Annotated in this window: 15 protein-coding genes; 8 read left to right on the top strand and 7 right to left on the bottom strand. The window is 70.8% G+C overall.

The features are described 5' to 3' along the window. Window positions 1–15 precede the first annotated feature (15 nt). From AB5J50_RS22685 to AB5J50_RS22670, 4 genes are all read right to left on the bottom strand, one after another. Window positions 16–2,241: an acetate--CoA ligase family protein gene (locus AB5J50_RS22685; protein WP_369260234.1), complete on the bottom strand. Its 2,226-nt coding sequence runs from the start codon at window positions 2,239–2,241 to the stop codon at window positions 16–18. 345 nt (window positions 2,242–2,586) lie between these two features. Then, window positions 2,587–4,068, bottom strand: a complete 1,482-nt coding sequence (locus AB5J50_RS22680; RefSeq protein ID WP_369260233.1) for a flavin monoamine oxidase family protein — start codon at window positions 4,066–4,068, stop codon at window positions 2,587–2,589. 147 nt (window positions 4,069–4,215) lie between these two features. Continuing rightward, window positions 4,216–6,258: a recombinase family protein gene (locus tag AB5J50_RS22675; protein ID WP_369260232.1), complete on the bottom strand. Its 2,043-nt coding sequence runs from the start codon at window positions 6,256–6,258 to the stop codon at window positions 4,216–4,218. Between the two features lie 350 nt (window positions 6,259–6,608). Then, window positions 6,609–7,814: a flavin-containing monooxygenase gene (locus AB5J50_RS22670; protein ID WP_369260231.1), complete on the bottom strand. Its 1,206-nt coding sequence runs from the start codon at window positions 7,812–7,814 to the stop codon at window positions 6,609–6,611. 256 nt (window positions 7,815–8,070) lie between these two features. Here AB5J50_RS22670 and AB5J50_RS22665 point away from each other — a divergent pair, with 256 nt between their 5' ends. The 4 genes from AB5J50_RS22665 to AB5J50_RS22650 all read left to right on the top strand — a co-directional run bounded on the left by AB5J50_RS22665 (window position 8,071) and on the right by AB5J50_RS22650 (window position 10,874). Further along, complete coding sequence (locus AB5J50_RS22665; RefSeq protein WP_369260230.1) at window positions 8,071–8,523, top strand: DoxX family protein; 453 nt, start codon at window positions 8,071–8,073, stop codon at window positions 8,521–8,523. After that, window positions 8,520–8,966: a Zn-ribbon domain-containing OB-fold protein gene (locus tag AB5J50_RS22660; RefSeq protein WP_369260229.1), complete on the top strand. Its 447-nt coding sequence runs from the start codon at window positions 8,520–8,522 to the stop codon at window positions 8,964–8,966. Before AB5J50_RS22665 ends, AB5J50_RS22660 begins: the two co-directional genes overlap by 4 nt. A 168-nt stretch (window positions 8,967–9,134) precedes the next feature. After that, window positions 9,135–9,764 carry a GNAT family N-acetyltransferase gene (locus AB5J50_RS22655; protein ID WP_369260228.1) on the top strand — a complete coding sequence of 210 codons (630 nt, stop codon included), beginning with the start codon at window positions 9,135–9,137 and terminating at the stop codon, window positions 9,762–9,764. Window positions 9,765–9,953: 189 nt separating this feature from the next. After that, complete coding sequence (locus AB5J50_RS22650) at window positions 9,954–10,874, top strand: GNAT family N-acetyltransferase (protein WP_369260227.1); 921 nt, start codon at window positions 9,954–9,956, stop codon at window positions 10,872–10,874. On the opposite strand, the gene AB5J50_RS22645 is transcribed toward AB5J50_RS22650, so the two are convergent. Beyond that, the gene (locus AB5J50_RS22645; RefSeq protein WP_369260226.1) at window positions 10,852–11,508 is read right to left on the bottom strand and encodes a pyridoxal 5'-phosphate synthase; all 657 of its coding nucleotides are present in this window, start codon (window positions 11,506–11,508) and stop codon (window positions 10,852–10,854) included. The genes AB5J50_RS22650 and AB5J50_RS22645 overlap by 23 nt on opposite strands. A 77-nt stretch (window positions 11,509–11,585) precedes the next feature. After that, entirely contained in the window at window positions 11,586–12,056 is a 471-nt protein-coding gene (locus AB5J50_RS22640; RefSeq protein WP_369260225.1) for a hypothetical protein, read from the bottom strand. A gap of 90 nt (window positions 12,057–12,146) precedes the next feature. Here AB5J50_RS22640 and AB5J50_RS22635 point away from each other — a divergent pair, with 90 nt between their 5' ends. Both AB5J50_RS22635 and AB5J50_RS22630 read left to right on the top strand, forming a co-directional pair. Continuing rightward, window positions 12,147–13,730, top strand: coding sequence for a hypothetical protein (locus AB5J50_RS22635; RefSeq protein WP_369260224.1), 1,584 nt, complete (start codon window positions 12,147–12,149; stop codon window positions 13,728–13,730). Window positions 13,731–13,785: 55 nt separating this feature from the next. Next, window positions 13,786–14,634, top strand: a complete 849-nt coding sequence (locus AB5J50_RS22630) for a class I SAM-dependent methyltransferase (protein WP_369260223.1) — start codon at window positions 13,786–13,788, stop codon at window positions 14,632–14,634. Window positions 14,635–14,649: 15 nt separating this feature from the next. Here the strand turns inward: AB5J50_RS22630 and AB5J50_RS22625 are convergent, their stop codons facing one another. Beyond that, on the bottom strand, window positions 14,650–15,837 hold the full coding sequence (locus tag AB5J50_RS22625) for an acetyl-CoA acetyltransferase (protein ID WP_369260222.1): 1,188 nt from the start codon (window positions 15,835–15,837) through the stop codon (window positions 14,650–14,652). Window positions 15,838–16,081: 244 nt separating this feature from the next. On the opposite strand from AB5J50_RS22625, the gene AB5J50_RS22620 reads away from it, so the two are divergent. Next, window positions 16,082–17,275 (top strand): acyl-CoA dehydrogenase family protein, encoded by a 1,194-nt coding sequence (locus AB5J50_RS22620; protein ID WP_369260221.1) that lies wholly within the window; start codon window positions 16,082–16,084, stop codon window positions 17,273–17,275. Then, complete coding sequence (locus tag AB5J50_RS22615) at window positions 17,275–17,748, top strand: nitroreductase/quinone reductase family protein (protein WP_369260220.1); 474 nt, start codon at window positions 17,275–17,277, stop codon at window positions 17,746–17,748. Before AB5J50_RS22620 ends, AB5J50_RS22615 begins: the two co-directional genes overlap by 1 nt. Window positions 17,749–17,767 lie beyond the last annotated feature (19 nt).

Below are 17,767 nucleotides of genomic sequence, written 5' to 3'. Positions count from 1 at the left end.
GTGGTGCACGGCCGCTCAGCGGCACACCACCAACGCGTCCAGGGCCACCGCCCCCTGCCCTCGAGGCAGCACCATCAGCGGATTGATGTCCAGCTCCGCGATGTCGTCGCCGAGTTCGAGCGCCATGCGCTGCACCCGGAGGGCGACCTCGACCAGGGCGTCCACGTCGACGGGCGGAGCCCCGCGCACCCCGTCGAGGAGCGCCCGCCCCCGCAGTTCGGACAGCATGGCCCGCGCCTGGTCCTCGCCGAACGGCGGCACACGGACGGCCGCGTCGCGCAGTACCTCGACGAGGACGCCACCGAGGCCGACGGTCACGGTCGGCCCGAAGAGCTGGTCGTGCGTGACGCCGACGACCATCTCGACGCCCCGCTCGACCATCTGGCAGACGAGCACCCCGTCGAGCGAGATCCCTTCGAAGCGCGCGATGTCGGTCAGCTCGCGATAGGCGTCGCGGACCTGGCTGGCGGAGGTCAACCCGATCTTCACCAGGCCGAGTTCGGTCTTGTGGGCGATCTGCGCGCCGGAGGCCTTCATCACCACCGGGTAGCCGACCAGGCTCGCCGCCCGCACGGCCGCCGCCGCGCTGGTCACCAGCTGCTCGCGCGGCACGCGGATCCCGTACGCGCGCAGCAGCTGCTTGGCCGCGTGCTCGCTCAGCTGCTGGCCGGGACGCATCAGCGCCTGCGCCTTGCGGAAGGAGGGCGAGGGGGTGCGAGGTGCCTCGTCGAAGGGGGAGCGGTACGCGGAGACGAACCGGTGGTGGTCCAGGTAGGCACGGACGGCGGTGATGCAGTTGGCGAACGTACGGAAGGTGGCGACCCGCGACGACCCGAGCAGCGTCTCGCGGTACGCGGCCTCGGTGCCGACCGGCGACCCCCACACCACGCACACCAGCTTGTCCGTCTGCTCCGCCGCGTCCACCAGGTCCTGCGCGAGCTTGTCGCTCATCGGCGGGAAGGGGCCCGTGATCGGGCAGATCAGCACCCCCACCCCCGGATCGGCGAGGATCGCGTCGATGATCTTCCGGCCGCGCCAGTCGCCGACGGGGTGGCCGCCGTTGTCGACGGGGTTGGCGACGTTCAGGTACTCGGGTATCCACTGGTGCAGTTCGGTCTGCTTGCCGGAGGACAGTGTGGGCAGGGAGAGCCCGGCCTCGCTCGCCAGGTCCGCGAAGTGCGCGCCCGTGCCGCCCGAGATCGAATAGACGACGACGCCGTCCGCCTGCGGGGTGCGTGCGCGGGCCAGCAGGGCCGCGGTGTCCTGGAGTTCGTCGAGTCCGTCGACGCGGATCACGCCGTACTGCCGCATCGCCGCGTCCACCACCGTGTCGGCGCCGGTCAGCTTGCCGGTGTGTGAGGCGGCGGTGCGCGCGCCGGTCTCGGTGCGGCCGACCTTGACGGCGACGACGGGTACTCCGCGCCGGGCGGCGCGGTCGGCGGCGAGCAGGAAGGAGCGGCCGTCCTTCAGCCCCTCGACGTAGCAGGCGATGGCACCGACCTCGGGCTGTTCGGAGAAGTAGGAGATGAAGTCGGCGGTCTCCAGGTCGGCCTCGTTGCCGGTGGGTGCCCAGTGGGAGAGCCGCACACCCAGCTCCTGCATCGCGAACACCGGCCGCCCCTGGTGCCCGGACTGCGTGATCAGCGCGATGGCCGGGCCGTCGAGGTCGTCGCGGAACTTCTCGAAGGCGTTGAGGTTGGTGTTGGGCCCGAGCAGCCGCAGGCCCGAGCGGCGGACGGCGGCGGCGAGGCGGGTCTGCTCGGCGGCGCCCTCGGCTCCGGTCTCGGCGAACCCGGAGGCGAAGGCGACCGCGAACTTCACCTTGGCCTCGGCCAGTTCCCCGATCAGGGGGAGGGGGTCGCCGACGAGGAGCACGGCCAGGTCGATCTGCTCGGGCACGTCCGCGACGGAAGGGGAGCAGGGTATGCCGAAGACCGCCGGCCGGGTCGGGTGCACGGGGTGCAGCCGGGCGCCGACCCGCTCGGCCCAGGCGATCAACTGCCGGGTGATCCCGGTGTTCGGCCGTCCCTCGGCGTCCGAGGCGCCGATGACGGCCACGGACTCGGGACGGAAGAAGCGGGCCAGATCGGGTACGTCGGCGTACAGCGGACGCCCGCTGACGTCCAGGTCGTCGACCTCGGCCGGGCGGCCGTGCACGACCGGTGAGGGTTGCTCGCCGCAGGCGATGACCCGGGCCCGGCGGGAGTCGGTGGTGAGGGTGCCGTGGGTTGATCCAAGCATCGGTCCGCCCGCTCCTGTGTGACAGCCAACTTTTAACTGACGCAGTGTCAGATTACTTAACTGACGCCATGTCAGGAACTGTTGTGCAGGCAAAGGCTGCACACGGTGGAGGGGGAGCGGGGGTGGAGCGTGCGTAGAGCGGGGGTGGAGCGAGGCTGGAGCGAGTGCGGAATGTGCGAGCGCCGGGCGCGAAAAGGCGTGCGGCGGGCACTTGGTACGTACCCGCCGCGGGGGGAGGTGGAACCGTCCGATGGCGGTCCGTGGGCCTTCTGTGGGCCGTCCGAGGGTCCGTCCGAGGGGCGTCCCGGGGCCGTCCCAAGGTCGTCGGCGGGCGTCCCAGGGTCGTCAGAGGACCGCCAGGACCTCCTTCGCCACCCGCTCGCCGGAGCGCACGGCGCCGTCCATGTAACCGTTCCAGTAGGTGGAGGTCTCGGTGCCGGCCCAGTGGATGCCGCCGGCGGGCCTGCGCAGGGCCGGGCCGTACTCGGTGAGGACGCCGGGCGGGGCGTAGGCGACCGGGCCGCCGCGGGAGAAGCCCTCGTTGTCCCAGCGTTGGAGTACGAAGGAGGTGGGCGACTTGGCCTTGTCGCCGAAGTAGGTGGCGTAGTCCTTCAGGACGGCCGCCTTCACCTCGTCGACCGTCGAGGCGTCGAACGCGCGCATCTCGTCGGCCTCGATGAAGCCCATCAGGGCGCCGTAGGAGGCGTCGGGGGGCGAGTTGTCGAAGGTGGAGCGGACGATGCCGGTGTCGCTGACGACCTGGCCGTTGAGACCGTCGGCGCGCCAGAAGGGGGTGTCGTACACGGCGATCGCCTTGCCGATTGAGCCCATCGGCAGCCGCTGGCTGAGCTGGTCGCGGTCGGCGGGCAGCAGCGGGTCGTACGCGATGCGCGCGGCCAGCGGTGGCGGCAGGGCGACCACGACACGGCGGGCGGTGGCCGTGAGCCCGTCGGCGGTCACCAGATACTTGCTGCCCGAGAGGGTGATGGAGCGGACCGGGGCGCTGAGCACCACCCGGCTGCCGAGGGCCGCGGCGAGCTTGATCGGCACCTGCTGGGAACCGCCGACGAAGCGGGACTCCTGGGCGCCGTTCGCGGTCTCGGTGAGGCGCTCCAGGGTGCCGGCGTTGGACTCGTTGCCGGCGGCGGCTATGTAGAACAGCACGTAGAGGAGGGAGAGTTCACGGGGCTCGGCCGAGAAGACCGACGTACAGGCGACGTCGAAGAGGAACTTCGCGGAGGGGATGACGGCGTTGGCGTTCAGCCAGCTCTCGAAGGTCTGCTTGTCCCACTCGTCGGCCTTGGCGGCGGTCCAGGGCGCGTCGACCGGGACCTGCGCCGCCATGTCGTCGAGTTCGGCCTGCACGACGGCGGCGTTGGCGAGCCCGGCGACGTCGATGGGCGGGACGGAGCCGAGGAGGCCGTCGGTGGCGTAGGCGGTCTTCTTGCCGTCCTTGTAGAGGAGGTTCTTGCCGGTGTTGTAGGTCGTGAAGGTCGCCACGCCCAGGCTGTCGGCGAGGGCCTTGATGCGGTCCTGGGTGGGGCCGATGAACTCGCCGCCGCCCTCGGTGAAACCGCCGTTCGTCAGCTTCAGGTTGACGACCCGTCCGCCGACGCGGTCGCGCGCCTCCAGGACGACGACGGACTTGCCGGCCGCGACCAGGTCGCGGGCCGCGGTGAGCCCGGCGAGCCCGCCGCCGACGACGGCGACGTCGACGTCGCGGGTGGCGGCGGAGGCGGTGCCCGCGCTCGCGCCGGTGAGGGCGACGCCGGTCGCGGCGGCGCCACCGAGCAGGGAGCGCCGGGAGAGCTGTCTTTCACGTGCCACGGTCGTCCTCCGTCGAATGCGAGAGGTGAGTGGAGCTGGAAAGTGAGCAGGGCTCGCATTCTGGCCCCGCACGGCGGTGCGGTACAGCTCTCCCGTCACATCTGACTCACACGTAACAGGAGGTGTACATAAGAGAGTTGAGGAGTTCTACGTTCGGGCGACGGTCTTCGCGATCTTCTCCGCATCGATCGCCAGCTCGCGGAACATGCCGCTGATGGGGTTGCCTGATCCACCATCCGTAAGTTCCGTGAGGTCGTCCTCCGTGGCTCCGATCAGGGCCAGGACACCCGAACGGATCTCACCCACCACATGCAGGAGCGGAATCGTCGGGTGGCGGTACGCCACCGTCCCCCGCCCGTCGGTGGCCAGATGCTTCATGAGGGCCTGCCATGCGCCGCTGTGGAACCAGACTCCCTGCCGTCGGCGGATCGCCTCTGAGCGACCCCAGGGTTCGATTTCGGACCACTCCGCCCCATGGCGGAGGCGGTGCAGCATCCCGTTCAGGGCCTGCCGCAGGTCCAGGCTGGTCATCGAGAAGTGCCGGGGTCCGTGGTACTGAGCGATGACTTCCCGTGCTGCCTCCCACTGTTTTTCGCTGACGTCCGGCGGCACGTGCGCGCCGGTTTCGTGGTGCCAGGCAGTGACCGTGCAGGGGGCTCCGGGCCGCTTGACGAAGTGGCCCTTCTCGGGAAGAACCGCGATGCGGAACATGTCGAAGATCTCGGCCTTCTCGGCCACATCCAGGTTCGCCAGCCGCTCCCGGGAGGAGCGGGCGAGCGAGACGATGGCGTTTGCCCTGGCCCGTGTCTGCTCATACTCGGACAGCCAGTGCTGCACCTCTTCGAGCTGCTTCATCCAGCCCTCGACTTCCTCCCGCAGCTTCTTGACCGCGGCCACGGCCACGGTCGGCTCCATGCCCGCCTTGATGTACTCAGGTACCGCGTCCTTGATCAGCTTCTCTTGCTTCTCGATGCTTGTGGCCAGGTGCTCCTGACGCTCCAGGTACTTGTCCCGGTCGCCGGGGAGGGAGACGACCTCGCGGTCTGCGAGAGCCCTCAGGCGGGCCTCGTTCGCGAGGAACTCGGTCACCTTGGACCAGACAGCGTTCTCGATCTCGATCGCATCCAGGTTCGTGCAACCGCAGCCCGACTTGTCGGAGCTGTTGCCCTGACAGCGGTAGGCACGCTGCCCCGTCCGCCCTCCTCCGACGTAGACCTGTCCGCAGTCGCTGGCGATGTGGCCGCTGAGGGAGTAGATCCGTGCGGGCTTGCGGGGCTTGTCGATGGACCGCTTCTTGAGTGCAGCCTTCAGACCCTCGGTCCGGTCGGGGGTGAGGATCTGCGGTACGGCGATGCGTACGGGCTCGCCGTAGACCGGCGTGCCGTCCTCGTAGAGCCTGGTGGCCTTCTTGCGCTCGCCGCGGTTGGCCTTGCGGTACGTGGTGTAGCCGTCGAAGGTCTCCGAGTGCATGCGCTGGTAGAGGTTGGTGGCCGTCCACGGCTTGCCGCTGCGGGTGTACATCTCCAGCCGGTTCAACTCGTCTGCAACCTTCTCGTAGCTCTTCTTGTCGTCGACCAGCAGGGCCACGGCCTTGAGGATGACGCGGGCCTCGTCCTCGCAGACGACGAGGAAGGAGCCCTTCTGGCCCTTGCCTTTGATCCGGTAGCCGTACGGCGCCGGGCCAGCGGGCCATCCGCCGTACTCGATCTTCTTGTTCCGGCCGTCCAGCGTCCGCTGGCGGATGCGGTTCCACTCCATCTCGGAGAAGAACACGTACTGCTGGAACATGGTCCAGCCCAGCTCGGTGCTGGTGTCGATGCACTCCTCAACGGAGATGAAGTGGACGCCGATGTCCTGCATGCGCCAGGCCCAGTTGAAGGCAGCGCGGGCCGTACGGCCTACGCGGTCCACCTTCGGGACCACGATGCGGTTCGCTTTGCCCTCTTGGGCCCGCTCCTCCAGGCGGAGCATGGCTGGGCGGCGATCCAGACTGCCGCTGACACCCTCGTCGGAGAAGATCTCCAGGATGGTGTGCCTGGTGTCTTCGGCCTCCCAGGCGCGCAGTTCATCGTCCTGGACGTCGAGCCCGTAGCCCTTGAGCTGCTCCTCCGTAGAGGCCCGCTTGTAGGCCAGGGCGATGATCTCCGTCCCCGTCGTGGCGGGGTTGGGGCCGCGCATAAGCTTGGTCATGTCAGTCCCTCCATGACTGGCCAGACCCCGGGGTATGTGGTGTACCGCCGGGGTCACCAATGTGGCGCAAAGCTTATGGGGTGTCACTGACAGTGAGTGGGGCGAACGGGATTTTCAGCAGCCGCCGCCCTGAGCTGTCGTCGGGTTTGTCCGCCACGTTCCAGGTCATGGCGATTGCAGGCACGCTTGAAGGCCGCAATCGACCCCAGCCGCAGCAACTCGGCTCCGTTCGTGTGCAGTCCGGCAGCCTCGCGCACATCCCGGAGGACGTATGAAGCCGATCCAGTACGCGGGGGTTTCGGTTACGGCCCAGTGAGGGGCTACGTCAGACGGAGGTTCGGAGATCGTCGTCAGGAGGGGAGCCGCGAGACCTGTCGTCCGGTGCCCCTGGCGATGGCCTTCGCGATCTTCACCGCGTCGATCGCCAGCTCGCGGAACATGCCGCTGATGGGGTTGACGTAGCCGCTGAAGAAGAGGCCGGGGGCATTGTCAGGGCAGTGGGCCCCGTGCACGACCGGCTTGCCGCGCTCGTCGAGTACGCCGAGGTGTCCGACGACGCCCTCCAGCGCGCGTACGTAACCCGTTGCGGCGATCACCACGTCCGGGCCGATCCGGGCGCCGTCGGCGAGGACGACCTTGCCGTCCTCGAAACCGTCCACGGCAGCGACGATCTCGACCTGCCCCTTGCGGACGGCGTCGATGAGGCCGACGTCCTGGACGGGGATGGAGCCCTCGTTGACGCGGGAGTAGAGCCCGGTGTCGGGGCGGGGCAGCCCCTGTGCCGACAGGTCCGGCACGCTCAGCTTGGCCATCGGCCCGGCGAGCTTGTCGACGAGGCGCACCGGCAGCCGGCGTACGACGATGCCTGTGAACTGGGCGGCCCAGCCGGCCGTCGAGCGGCGCACGATGTGCGGGGCGGTGCGCACGGAGAGCCGTACGCGCTGGGCGCCGCCCTCGATCAGGTCCACGGCGATCTCCGCGCCCGTGTTGCCAATGCCGACGACGAGGACGTCACGGCCGGCGTAGGGGGCGGGGTTGCGGTAGTCGCCGGCGTGCAGGAGTTCGCCGGTGTAGGTGTCGCGGCCGGTCCAGTCGGGCATGTGGGGCGTGTGGTTGTAGCCGGTGGCGACGACCACCGCGCTGCCGGTCAGCTCGCGCCCGCCGGTGGCGTGCAGCAGCCAGCCGTCGCCGCCCGGGGCGGGCTCGATGCGCGAGACCTCGACGCCCGTGACGATCTCCAGCTGGTGGTACTCGGCGTACTTCTCCAGGTAGCGCACCACGTTGTCGCGCGACACCCACCGCCCGAACGAGCGCGGCATCGCCAGCCCCGGCAGCGCGGACAGCCGCCGCGTGGTGTGCAGATGCAGCCGGTCGTAGTGGCGCCGCCAGGACGCCCCGACCTTGTCGGACTTCTCCAGCACGACGGCCCGCACGCCCTGCGCGCGCAGCGCGTGCGCCGCCGCGAGCCCGCCGGGGCCGCCGCCGATCACGTACACGGGGCGGTCTTCGTGGGACGGCACCGTGCGGGGTGTCGAGGAAGCAGTCGAGTCGGCCATGAGCGCGAGCGTAATCACGTCCTCACTTGATAGGTCTCGGTCAAGCCCGGAATCGGTTGCGAACTGATCACGGCTGTAGGAGGAGTGGGTGGGGCTGGTGGCGTAGGTCACTTGGTTGTGATGGGGGCGTGGAGGGGAGGGCGCGTACGCCTCGCGCGGCGCTGGGGAGTCGGCGGTGTACGCCTCTTGCGCCGGTGCACCTCCGTACGCTGAACTGACGTACCGTCAGATCCCGCGTGCGGCAGGAGGTTCGGCCATGGACACGATCTGGCTCAGCGGCGCGGAGTGGCTGGCCGTGCTGCGGATCGGGCTTGGGCTGTGGTGGCTGGAGAGCTGGCGGCACAAGGACAAGAAGAGCTGGTTCGAGCGGGGGACCGGGATCGCGTGGGCGGCGGACATCGCGGCCAAGCACCGGTGGAACGCCGTGCGCTCCGGGTTCGACGTGGTGGTCGCGCCGCGGCCACGGACGATGGCGTACGTCGTCGTGTACGCGGAGCTGGCGCTCGGACTGGGGCTGGTGGCCGGACTGCTGACGCCGGTCGCCCTGGTCGGAGGGCTTCTTCTGAACGTCCTCTACCTCGTCCTCATGATCCACGACTGGGCCGAGCAGGGGCAGAACTCGATGATGGCGCTGATCTCGGTCGTCGGGCTGTTCGGGATGTCGTGGCAGACGTGGTCGCTGGACGACGCGATCGGGCTGTTCCAGTGAGCGGGGCGGTACGGGGCGGCGCCGGGGCCGATCGGTTCGACGTCCCCGAGGCCGACGCCTTCACACGGCCCTACTGGGAAGCGGCCGCCGAGGGGCGGCTGCTGCTCCGCCACTGCGCCGCCTGCGACCGTGCCCACCACTATCCCCGGGAGTTCTGCCCGCACTGCTGGAGCGAGGACGGCGTGAGCTGGCGGACCGCGAGCGGGCGCGCCACGCTCTACACCTGGTCCGTCGTGCACCGCAACGACCTCCCGCCGTTCGGGGAGCGCGTGCCGTACGTCGCCGCCGTCGTCGACCTCGAGGAGGGGCCGCGGATGATGACTGAGGTGGTGGAGTGCGAGGTGGGCGAGGGGGGCACGGGGGGCATGAGGGGCGTGTTGCGGATCGGGATGGAGCTGGAGGTCACCTTCCGCGCGGGCGTGCCGGTGTTCCGACCGAGGTAGCGCGCGCCCTTCGCGCTCCGCGCGCCTGGTCTGTGCCTTTCGCGCCCTCCTTCGTGAGGGTGTCCACAAAAGGCAGAGCTTCCTCAAGGGCTCTCCATGCGGCGCCCAGGGGTGCCTGGGGGCACCCAGGGGTGTGACCCGGGCGGGCCGACGCGTTTCAATGGCTGGATGTCCGAAGTCCATGAACAGTTCGCCGCCCACCCCTTCCCCGAGCTGCACGGCAACGGTCTGCGGCTGCGCCCCTGGAACGCGGAGTCCGACGCCGACGTCTCGGCGTACCTGCGGGGACTGTCCGATCCGGAGTTCCAGCGCTGGAACACGCCGCTCAGGTTCATCCGGGACATCGACGCCGCCCGCGAGTCGCTTCTCGCGCGCACCGACAGCGCGGAGCGAGGCACCGCCGTCTCCTTCTGCGTCACCGACGCGGACACCGGCGCGCTGCTCGGCCACGTCGGCGTCAACGACATCAACCACATCATGAGCTGCGCCAACGTCGGCTACTGGATCCTGCCGGAGGCGCGTGGCCGCAGGGTCGCCGCCCGCGCCCTGAACCTCGCCGCCCGCTACGCCTTCACCGACCTCGCCCTGCACCGCCTGGACCTGGGCCACGCCCTCGGCCACGACATCTCCTGCCGCGTCGCCGAGCGCTGCGGATTCCGGTACGAGGGGACGCTGCGCGGCGCGATGTTCGAGGCGGGACGGCACGACGCGTTCCGGGACGTACATCTGCACGGACGGCTGGCGACAGATCCCGAGCCGTCGGCGCCCTTCGGCCGTGGGGCGGTGGGCCTGGGCTGACCTGCGGGGCAGTTCCCCGGATTGCCGTAGCGCAGCGAGCACGCAGAGCCACAATGGTGGCACGGTGCTCATGGTCCCCGCCTGACAGGGAGCCCGTCGTCACCTCCCCTCACCGCGGGCGGCGGTCGGCCATGCGCAGTCGTCCGTAAATCAGAGGCGCAGGCTTCCGGGCCCACGGGATCATCGGGCATGGAATCTGTTGCTCACGACGTCGCGTCCGGCTGGCGGCTCACCCACGACCTGGACGTCTTTCTCGGGCGGGCCGGGGAGTTCCTGCGCTCGCGGCCTGCCATGCACACCGTGCCGCTGACGGTGACGGACGCCTTGCGGCGGCGCGGGATGGACGGGTACGGGAAGGAAGCGCCGCTCTTCGGATTTCTGGAGCGGGAGGGGGCCGTGCGGGCGACCCTCTTCCGTACGCCGCCGTATCCGCTGAACCTCACGCCCCTGTCCACGGAGGACACCGACACCCTCGCCGCCCTGCTCGCGGACCTGGGCCACAACCCGTCCGGTGTCTTCGGCGACAGCATCACCAGCGCGGCCTTCGCCGAGGCCTGGCAGCGGCGTACGGGAGCCACGGTCGCGCTGCGCGAGCGTCAGCGGCTGTACCGCCTCGGCACCCTGACACCGCCCGAACCCGCCCCGCCCGGCCGGGCCAGGGTCGCGACGGAGCCGGACAGGGCCCGACTCGCCCAGTGGTACGGGGAGTTCGCCGAGATCATCGGTGAGGACGGGTCCCGTGACAGCGGTGCCTGGGCCGACGACCGGCTCTCCTACGGCGGCGCCACCCTGTGGGAGACCCCCGACGGCACCCCTGTCTCCATGGCCGGCCGCACCGACCTCATCGCCGGGCAGATCCGCGTCGCGCCCGTCTACACCCCGGCCCACCTGCGCGGCCGTGGTTACGCCGGTGCCGCCACCGTCGAGGTCAGCCGCGCCGCGCTCGCCGCCGGCGCCGACGAGGTGCTCCTCTTCGCCGACCTCGCCAACCCGACCAGCAACGGGTTGTACCAGCGCATCGGCTACCGACCGGTCGCCGATTTCGCCACGTACGACTTCACCACGCACGACTTCACCACGCACGACATCACGGCCACAGCAGCTCCTTGACCCAACCATCCCCCGTACGCCGGTAGTCGAGGCGCAGATGCCGTCGGCGCGCATCCCCCTGGAAGAACTCCACCTCGTCCGGGCGCAGGTGGTAGAGGGTCCAGGTGGGGGCGGGCGCGTCCGGCTCCCGTTGGGCCCGGTCCCAGGCCGCGTCCGACGCCCGCGTCAACTCCTCTTCCGAGGGCAGGACTTCGCTCTGGTGGCCCACCAGCGCGGCGGCCAGCGCGCCCGTGGAACGCGCGTGCAGATCCGCCTGGCTCTGCTCCGGCGGTGCGACGGTGATGGGGCCGCGGAGCCGGATCTGGCGCCCCTGTGCGGGCCAGTAGAAACCGAGCGCCGCGTACGGCCGGGCGGCGAGCTGTCGGCCCTTGCGGCTGGTCGCGTGCGAGGCGAACGACCAGCCGGTCGCGTCGGCCCCGTGCAGCATCACCGTGCGTACGTCCGGCAGCCCGTCCTCGTCGGCCGTCGCCAGCGACATGGTGTGCGGTTCCGTCTGCCCGGCGGCCACGGCCTCCGCGAACCATCGCGCGAACAGGGGCAGCGGCTCGTCGGGGGCGGCGCCCGGGTCGAAGGAGGGCAGCTCCGTGTCCCACACCCGCAGCGATCTCAGCAGCTCATGAAGATCCGGTTCCATGCGCCGAGTATGACCGGGGAGTCCGGGGAGTCCGGGGAGTCCGGGAGTCCGGGGAGACCCGGGACCCACCGGAGCCGTCAGGCGACCTCGCGTCGTGCCGCGTTCAGGAAGCGTGTCTGGTGTTCCCGCAGGTGGTCCCACATCTCCTCGTCGGAGAGCTGGTGCTCCCATATGACGTGGTCCACGGCCGAGGCGTAGTCCCAGGCGCGCTGGAAGAACTCGTCGCCGAACAAGACCCTGATCATCCGTTCGCAGACCCAGAGCCGGTCGATGAGGCTCCGCGCGGCTTCGAGCCACTCCGCGGGGGTGGCGAGCGGATCCGGCGCCCGCTTGCGCTGCTCGGCGATCCGGATGCCCTCCTGGGCGAGTGCGATGAACTCCCGGAGAAGATCCAGGCGTTCGGTCCGACGCGCCTCGGCGAGCTGCGCCGCCTGCCGCTTGTCCTCGCTGCGGCCGGCCTGCCTGCCGGCCGTGAACTGCGCGAGGCAGGACAGCCCGCCGCCGACGGCCACGCCCAGCAGAGGTGTCCACACCTGTGCGGAACCCACGGCACCCGCTCCCTGGTTGGCGACCCACCCCTGAGCCGAGTCTGATCCACAAGTTTGATCCACAAGCCCGAAGAGGTGAACGATCTGTTCATGCCTGTCATCCCGGACCACCCCTTCCCCGAAATGGGCCACGCCTTCACCGTCGACATGAGTGCCGACGGGGAGTGGATCGCGGTCAGCAGTTACGTCGGCGCGCGTGTCGTCAGGTCCCAGGTAGGGATCTACCGCACCGCCGACCTCTCCCTCTGGCACCTCGTGGAGCTGGACCAGAGCATTGAGGGACTCGCCTTCCACCCCGCCCTCCCGCTGCTGGCCATCGCCACGGAGGAGGGCGACGAGGCGTACCGCCGTGGGGAGTTGGTGCTGTACGAGCCGGGGACCCGGCGCCGTACCGCCGTGCCCTTCGACGAGGTGGGCGTGACGGCGTTGCACTGGATCGACGAGCGCCGTCTGGAGATCGCCGTCGCGGAACCGGACCATGCCTACGAACGCGACGGCTCCGACGCCTACTTGGCGTGCGTCGCCGAACGGGACGACTGGCGCGGCTGCCTGGACGACGTGGCGGCGGGCGGGCTCGCCTTCGGGCCGCGCACCCCCGTGGACGACGACGGCCCGTCGGCCTGGGACCCGATCCCCCCGAGGCCCCCGCTGGCCGACCTGGCGGACCGGGCAGGGCGGACCTGGAACCGCCGTGACGAGGTCGTCGCCGTGGAGGCGCTCACCGACGGCCGCGTGATCGCCGCCCTGCGCTGCGGCACCCTCCTGGAGTGCTGGTCGGCGGAGGGCGAGCTCCTGTGGTCGGTGCCGGAGCCGGACGATTTCTCGCACCGCTCCGGCGGGCAGCTGTACATCACACCGGACGAGGAGACGGCCTGGGTCACGGTCCTCGTCGGGAGGAGCGACGACCGGAGCACGCTGCTCCGCCGCATCGCGCTCACGGACGGCACCCAACTCGCCGAACACCGACTCGACTTCCCCGTCGCCATCACGGCGCGTGCGGACGGCGCCTGGGTGGCCCGCGACTCCCGCGACCTGTTCCCGCCGGCGCGCTGGCCACCGTACGAGAGCCGTGTGTACACGCCCTCCGGCAAGCAGCTCGGCACGCTCGAACTCGGCGAGTGCGACCGCTCGTTCGACTTCCACGTGCGCCGCTCGCCCCGCCTGCTCTTCCTCTGTCGCGCCGAGGAGGAGAACGAGAAAGAGAACAGTGAGAAGTGGGTCGTCGAGGCCACGCCGAAGGGGATCGAGCCGCTCTTCCCGTTCCTGGAGGACGCCGCGCCGGACGACTACGTCATGGGCGGCCCCGCCGTGTACGTCCATGACGCCCTCGGCCCGGGCATCGTCCACTCCGTCCTCGTCAACCGCCGCAACCCCCGCCTCCTGCGCCGAGCCCTTCCGCACGGCGACATCGTCTGGACCTGCCCCACGGACGCCCGGGTGACGGGCGTGGACACCCACGAGGGGCTCGTCCACGTGGTGACCGGCGGGCACGAACTGCTGACCCTGCGCGCGGACGACGGCAAGGTCATGCACCGCGGGACGACCACCGACGAGGACACCTACGGCCCGTACGCCTTCACTCCGTGCAGCCTGACCGTCGCCCCGAACGGCGACCTGCTGATCGGTACGGCGGAGGGGCGCATCCTCGTGCGCCGAAGTGGCGGCCTGGAGTAGAAACGGGAGGAGAACCGGGTTGTCGGCGACGGCCGCCATCGGTCAGGGTTCCGGCATGACCGCTGATCACGACACCCCAACCACCAGCACAAGCGCCGCCGGACTCCCCGTACTCGCCGAGGAGATCACGGCGTACTACGAACGCGACAACGAGGACGGGCGGCTGCGGAAGGGCAGCGGGCGACTGGAGTTCTGGCGCACGCAGGACGTCCTGCGCCGGCTCCTGCCGCCCGCTCCGGCGAAGGTGCTGGACGTGGGCGGCGGCAGCGGCGTCCACGCGCAGTGGCTGGCCGCCGACGGGTACGACGTCGAACTCCTCGACCCGGTACCGCTGCACGTCGAACGGGCCGCACGGCTCCCGGGCGTCACCGCACACGTCGGCGACGCCCGCGCCCTGCGCCTGCCCGACGAGTCGGCGGACGTCGTCCTGCTGCTCGGCCCCCTCTACCACCTCCCCGAGCGGGAGGACCGGGTCCGGGCCCTCGGCGAGGCTCGGCGCGTGGTGCGCCCTGGGGGAGTGGTGGTCGCCGCGACCATCAACCGGTTCGCGGGGCTGCACGACACCCTCAGCACGGGCCTGTACTTCGACCCCGACCGGCGACCGCAGATCGAGTCCGCCGCCCGGGACGGCCGGATGCGTCCCACCGGAGGGGACAAGTCCCTGTTCACCACGGCCTACTTCCACCAACCCGCGGACGTGCTCGACGAGTTCGCGGCGGCCGGGCTGGCTCCCTCCGGCCAGTACGGTGTCGAAGGCGCGGCCTGGCTGATGGGAGACGTCTCCGCGTGGCTGGACGATCCCGGCCGACGGGAGTCGGTCCTGCGGGCCGTGCGGCAGACCGAGTCCGAGCCGTCGCTGCTCGGCGTCAGCGGCCACCTGCTCACGGCGGGCGGCAGGCGGTAGGCAGGCGGAGAAACCTCACCCCCGGCCCAACACCACCGTCCCCGACGAACAGAACCAGCCCCCGGTCCCGGACGCCACGGCCAGCTGCGGCAAACCCCCGTCGGCCCTCCGTACCTGCCGCTCTTGCGCCACCTCGCCCCGCAGCTGCCGTACGGCCTCCACCAGTAGGAACAGGCCCCGCATGCCGGGGTGTTGGGCCGACAGGCCGCCTCCGTCCGTGTTCACCGGCAGCTCCCCGTTCACCAGCAACCGTCCCTTCCCGGCGTCCACGAAGGAACCCCCCTCGCCCTTCGCGCAGAAGCCGAGGTCTTCCAGGGTCACGAGGGTCATGTAGGTGAAGGCGTCGTAGATCTCGGCGAAGTCGATCTCGTCCGGGCGGACCCCGGCGCGCTCGAACGCGAGCGGGCCGCTCACCGCCGCCGGGGACACCGTGAAGTCGGCCCACTCGGACATGGTGGTGTGCGAGACGTGCTCGCCGGTGCCGAGGACCCACACCGGGGCCGTACGGCAGTCGCGTACGTACTCCTCGGCCGCCAGCAGCACCGCCGCGCCGCCGTCGGAGCGGATGCAGCAGTGCAGCTTGGTGAAGGGGTCCGCGATCACCGGGCCGGACAGGACGTCGTCGACGGTGATCGGGTCGCGGAACATCGCCTCCGGGTTCGCCGCCGCGTTCGCGCGGGCCTGGACCGCGACCGAGGCGAGCTGTTCCGGCGTCGTGCCGTACTGGTGCATATGGCGGCGCGCGGCCATCGCGTACTTGGCGATGAGCGTGTGGCCGTACGGGACCTCGAACTGCAAGGGCCCCCGCGCGCCGAAGGACAGATTGCCCGTGCGCCGCCCCGCCTTGATGTCCGCGCGCGCCGTCGACCCGTACACGAGCAGGACGGCGTTCGCGTGGCCCGCCGCGATCGCGTCGGCCGCATGCGCCGCCATGACCTCCCAGGTGGAGCCGCCGACAGAGGTGGAGTCGACCCACGTGGGCTTCAGGCCCATGTATTCGGCCACTTCTATGGGGGCCAGCGTGCCGAGGCCCGCCGACGCGAAGCCGTCGATCACCGATCGGTCCAGGCCCGAGTCGGCCAGCGCACGGCGGGCCGCCTGGGCGTGCAGGGCGTACGGGGTGGTCTCGTCGACGCGGCCGCAGTCGGAGAGGGCTACGCCCACGACGGCGACCTTGCGCCGGCCGGAAGTCTGAGCCGACATGTGCCGACCGGACGTCCGATCCGATATGCGTTGGCCGGAAGTCCTTGGAGTTCCTGGCGTCGTCGTCATGAATCTGACGGTACATCAGATAAGTGCCCTGCCGGGAGGTCGCTGTCGGGAGATCGCCGCTGGGGGACCTGTCGCGAGATCCCTGTCGGGAGGCGGTCGCACCCCTGTGCATCTGTGACCCCTCGCCCTAACATGACGGCCCGTCAGATCCTGGATGGATTCGAGGAGCCCGCCCATGGACGCCCGTTTCACCGCCGAACAGGACGAGATCCGCCGTACCCTCCGGGAACTCCTCCTCAAACGCTGCGGTCCGGAGGAGGTGCGGGCCGCCGTGCGGACCCCCGCCGGGTACGACAGCGGTCTCTGGGAGGCGCTCGCGGGGCAGCTCGGGCTGCCCGGGCTCGCCCTTCCCGAGGCGTACGGCGGTGTCGGCTGCTCGGTGACCGAACTCGCCCTGGCCTGCGAGGAGTCGGGGCGCGCCCTCGCTCCCTCGCCGCTGCTGTCCACGGCGGTGCTCGCCGCCCCGCTGATCCTGGCCCTCGGCAGCGCATCCCAGCGGGCCGGACTGCTGCCGCGCCTCGCCTCGGGCGAGCTGACCGCCGCGCTCGCCGTGCCGGGGGCCGGGCCGGCCACCGCGCTCGGCCTGGTCGGCGACAACCGGGGGGACTGGGCGGGCGGCGGGCGCGCCGGGGGCGTACAGGCGCGGCGGGTCGAGGGTGTGTGGCGCCTCTATGGGCAGGCGGCACAGGTGCTCGACGGACATAGTGCGGGGCTGCTTGTGGTGGCCGCGCACACAGGGGGATTCGCTCGGTCGCGGACGTTGCTGTTCCTGGTGCGGGAGGGTGCCGAGGGGCTCGTACGGGTGCGGCAGACATCGTTGGACGAGACACGGCCGCAGGCCCGGATCGAACTGCGGGACGTGGAGGCCGAGTTGCTCGGCGAGGACGACCCCGACGAGCCCGGCGTTCCCGGTGCGCTCGCCGCCGTCGGGGACACCGCCGCCGCCGTGCTCGCCACGGAGGCCGTGGGCGCCGCCGACCGTGCGCTGGAGCGGACCGTCGAGTACGTACGCCAACGCGAGCAGTTCGGGCGGGCGATCGGCTCCTTCCAGGCGGTGAAGCACCGGCTGGCCGATGTGTACGTGGCGGTGCAGGCGGCGCGCTCGGCGGCGTACTACGCGGCCTGGGCGACCGCGCACGGAGAGAACGTCGGCGGACTGGCGCTCGCCCAGGCGCTGGAGGCGCTCCGCACGGCATCCTCCGAGGGTATCCAGCTGCACGGCGGCATCGGCTTCACCTGGGAGCACGAGGCCCATCTCTACTTCAAGCGCGCGTCCGGCGACGAACTGCTCTTCGGGCCGGTCCACCGGCTGCGCGGGTACGCCGCCGACGCCGCGCGTCTCTTCGACGGCGGCGAGGTGACGGTCTGATGGCCCCCGGAGTCCGACTGGTGCAGAAGGTGTCCTCGACCCGGACCTTCGCGAAGATCGCGCCGCATCTGATCCCCGTCCTGGACCGGGCCGTACACCGCCTCACACGCGGAAAGGTACTGCTCAGCGCACAGATGCTGCCGGGAGTGATCCTGACGTCCACCGGCGCGCGGAGCGGACTTGAGCGCCGTACGCCGCTCGCCTGCATGCCGGAGGAGGGCGGGCGCAGCTGGATCCTGATCGGCTCCAACTTCGGGCGCACCGACCACCCCGCCTGGACCCACAACCTCCTCGCCCGTCCTGACGCCGAGGTCAGCTGGAAGGGCGAGGACGTCCCGGTCACGGCCCACCTGCTGGAGGGCGAGCAGCGGGCGGCGGCCTGGAAGGCGGTCTTGGCCTTCTGGCCGCCGTATGCGACGTATCAGGCTCGCGTGGAGCGGGAGATACGGCTCTTCAGGATCGAACGGCGATGACGACGCGCTCCTGGGCGCG

The organism is Streptomyces sp. R35 (assembly GCF_041053035.1).
GTDB classification, from domain to species: Bacteria; Actinomycetota; Actinomycetes; order Streptomycetales; family Streptomycetaceae; genus Streptomyces; species Streptomyces lutosisoli.
The sequence above is the reverse complement of the archived record's forward strand: the minus strand, read 5'-3'. Positions and strand labels throughout refer to the sequence as shown.